General features: G+C 44.3%; 2 protein-coding genes. Both read right to left on the reverse strand.

Going from position 1 to position 1,535, the window contains the following annotated elements; genetic code table 11:
* Nucleotides 1–672 precede the first annotated feature (672 nt).
* Nucleotides 673–957: a NadS family protein gene (nadS, locus tag BM021_RS14985; protein WP_090721768.1), complete on the reverse strand. Its 285-nt coding sequence runs from the start codon at nt 955–957 to the stop codon at nt 673–675.
* A gap of 2 nt (nt 958–959) precedes the next feature.
* Nucleotides 960–1,292 (reverse strand): type II toxin-antitoxin system RelE/ParE family toxin, encoded by a 333-nt coding sequence (locus BM021_RS14990; RefSeq protein ID WP_090721769.1) that lies wholly within the window; start codon nt 1,290–1,292, stop codon nt 960–962.
* Between the last annotated feature and the right edge of the window lie 243 nt (nt 1,293–1,535).

The following is a 1,535-nucleotide window of genomic DNA, read 5'->3' on the forward strand; positions in this document are numbered from 1 at the left end:
AATAGCAATTGTATGCAGGTATTTCTGGATGAAGTAGCATCGCGTCATCCAAATGACCGGATTATCCTGGTGCTTGATGGTGCAGGGTGGCATCGATTCAATTATGAAATAGAATTGGAATAAATCCTCTCCTGAAAATACCGCATTCTCCACTGTCTGAATCGGGGCGGGTTCCTCCGCCTACCAATGCTAAAAATAAGCCACTTGATTAGTCCGCACGTAATTCGTTGATTTTTATCGTCAAAAAAATAAAAACCTGTGGACTTCGTGCTTGCATGACAGGCAGGGTTGGAGAGAATAATGGGGCAAAGAGAGAAAAAATGAGCGAATTTATGGTATTTCTTGAAACCTCGAAGTCCGCAAGAATCCGCATGAACCCTCGTAACACGCGGGAGTAGGCAAAAAAAACCAACCGGATGAAGGGTTGGTCTTTGGTTTTGGTGGCAATTAGCAATATGAAAAAATATTCTAACTCATTAAAAATATTGATAGAAAATAAAAACTGATGAGTGGTAAAGCTAGAGCATGAGGGTCCCATTTGTCATGCGCTTTTTTGAGAGCGTTGTGCGTCGTTGACAGTGTGGTTCAACGACGGCGCATCTATCGAGAAATGGGTCCCCGACGTGTGCTGACGCTCCAACGTCATTTCAAAGGCGGCACCATGATCAGAGTTTAGTGAGATGCCAGCTCGTAGAAGAATTTGGGGTTATCTTGAATAGTTGCGAGTACTTTTGCTGCCAAACCAGTCGGGTTGCGCCGTTTGTTTTCCCAGCTTTTGATGGTGTCGACACTGGTACCCAATGCCGTGGCGAGTTCTTGCTGAGAGACATTCAGTTGCGAGCGCAGAGCTTTCACATCGGCGACTTCAAAGCGAGTCACACGACATGGTGATTTCACACCCTGTTTAATATCGACAGCCTCCTGGAGAGAAGCTTTTAATTCATTAAAAACGCTCATGTTCAAACCTCCTCTTTGAGTAATTTGGTCAATTTTTTCAGCTCAGCTTTTTCAGCATTGGTTAAGTTGTCTTTCACATTCTTGGGGTAAGCAAGTACCAGATAAATAATCTCAGCGGTGGCCAAAAAGTATATAACTCGAACGCTACCGCTTTTTCCTTGGTCACTTGCAGCCATCCTGACTTTCCGAAGCCCTCCGGTCCCCTCGATTAAATTACCTTTATCAGGTTGCGCGATGAGTTCGATCTGAAGTTTCTTGAGCTCATCATCTGTAGCGAGCGCCTTGATTTGCTTCGTAAAGGTAGGGGTTTCGATAAACTCTATGGCATGGCTCACCTGATGAAAGTTCTCAAAGTCGATCTGGTGTACATAGTACGCCAATGATTGAGGGTTCGCAATATTCTTGCTTCGATTACATCGCTTTGAGATACTCGCGGGATGTTATTCCAATTCTATTTCATAATTGAATTTATGATCCAGGGCCATGCAACGATGGATTGGACACATTCACGATCCTTTTCCATGTCATACAGTGCCGCTTCCAGGTGATTTTCAAGTGCGTCCAGGCTGTCGAATACA

Source organism: Nitrosomonas sp. Nm166 (assembly GCF_900112825.1).
Taxonomy (GTDB): domain Bacteria; phylum Pseudomonadota; class Gammaproteobacteria; order Burkholderiales; family Nitrosomonadaceae; genus Nitrosomonas.